This is a genomic window from Flavobacterium xanthum (assembly GCF_900142695.1).
Taxonomy (GTDB): Bacteria; Bacteroidota; Bacteroidia; order Flavobacteriales; family Flavobacteriaceae; genus Flavobacterium; species Flavobacterium xanthum.
In genome coordinates, this window is the sequence record NZ_FRBU01000088.1 from 1 (window position 1) to 1895 (window position 1895).

A 1895-nucleotide genomic window follows, 5' to 3' on the forward strand; every position below is an offset into this window, starting at 1 on the left:
GGAGCCGAAACAGTAACAGTAACCGTTGCAGTATCGCAATTGGTTGGATTTAGGATTTCACAGATTTGGTAAACCAAAGTATAAGAACCAGCAGGCGTACCTGGAGCAACTACTACATCAGTACCAGAAAGTGTAACACCAGTATTTGAAGATGAAACAAAAGTCGTATTGACTTGTGAAGCCAAAACAGGCACTCCGTTTAAAGTATCGTTAACCAAAACATTAGTGAAAGCTGTTCCACCGTTGGCACCGTTTACAGTTGTTCCAGCATCATCATTAGCGACAATAGCAGGAGCCGAAACAGTAACAGTAACCGTTGCAGTATCACAATTGGTTGGATTTAGGATTTCACAGATTTGGTAAACCAAAGTATAAGAACCAGCAGGCGTACCTGGAGCTACTACTACATCAGTACCAGAAAGTGTAACACCAGTATTTGAAGATGAAACAAAAGTCGTATTGACTTGTGAAGCCAAAACAGGCACTCCATTTAAAGTATCGTTAACCAAAACATTAGTGAAAGCCGTTCCACCGTTGGCACCGTTTATAGTAGTTCCAGCATCATCATTAGCTACAATAGCAGGAGCAGAAACAGTAACAGTAACTGTTGCAGTATCGCAATTAGTTGGATTTAGTATTTCACAGATTTGGTAAACCAAAGTATAAGCACCAGCAGGTGTACCCGGAGCTACTACTACATCAGTACCAGAAAGTGTAACACCAGTATTTGAAGATGAAACAAAAGTCGTATTGACTTGTGAAGCCAAAACAGGCACTCCGTTTAAAGTATCGTTAACCAAAACATTAGTGAAAGCTGTTCCACCGTTGGCACCATTTACAGTTGTTCCAGCATCATCATTAGCGACAATAGCAGGAGCCGAAACAGTAACAGTAACCGTTGCAGTATCACAATTGGTTGGATTTAGGATTTCACAGATTTGGTAAACCAAAGTATAAGAACCAGCAGGCGTACCTGGAGTAACTACTACATCAGTACCAGAAAGTGTAACACCAGTATTTGAAGATGAAACTGTAGTCAAGACCACTTGTGAAGCCAAAACAGGCACTCCATTTAAAGTATCGTTAACCAAAACATTAGTGAAAGCCGTTCCACCGTTGGCACCGTTTACAGTAGTTCCAGCATCATCATTAGCGACAATAGTAGGAGCAAAAACAGTAACAGTAACCGTTGCAGTATCGCAATTGGTTGGATTTAGGATTTCACAGATTTGGTAAACCAAAGTATAAGAACCAGCAGGCGTACCTGGAGTAACTACTACATCAGTACCAGAAAGTGTAACACCAGTATTTGAAGATGAAACTGTAGTCAAGACCACTTGTGAAGGTAAAACAGGCACTCCATTTAAAGTATCGTTAACCAAAACATTAGTGAAAGCCGTTCCACCGTTGGCACCGTTTATAGTAGTTCCAGCATCATCATTAGCGACAATAGCAGGAGCAGAAACAGTAACAGTAACTGTTGCAGTATCGCAATTAGTTGGATTTAGGATTTCACAGATTTGGTAAACCAAAGTATAAGCACCAGCAGGTGTACCCGGAGTAACTACTACATCAGTACCAGAAAGTGTAACACCAGTATTTGAAGATGAAACTGTAGTCAAGACCACTTGTGAAGGTAAAACAGGCACTCCATTTAAAGTATCGTTAACCAAAACATTAGTGAAAGCCGTTCCACCGTTGGCACCGTTTATAGTAGTTCCAGCATCATCATTAGCGACAATAGCAGGAGCCGAAACAGTAACAGTAACTGTTGCAGTATCACAATTGGTTGGATTTAGTATTTCACAGATTTGGTAAACCAAAGTATAAGAACCAGCAGGCGTACCCGGAGCTACTACTACATCAGTACCAGAAAGTGTAACACCAGTATTTGA

The 1895-nt window shown here is 40.8% G+C and carries 1 protein-coding gene; it reads right to left on the reverse strand.

The annotated features are described in order from the left end of the window. On the reverse strand, positions 1 to 1895 hold a 1895-nt coding region (locus BUC11_RS17055), incomplete at both ends, for a beta strand repeat-containing protein (protein ID WP_394332917.1).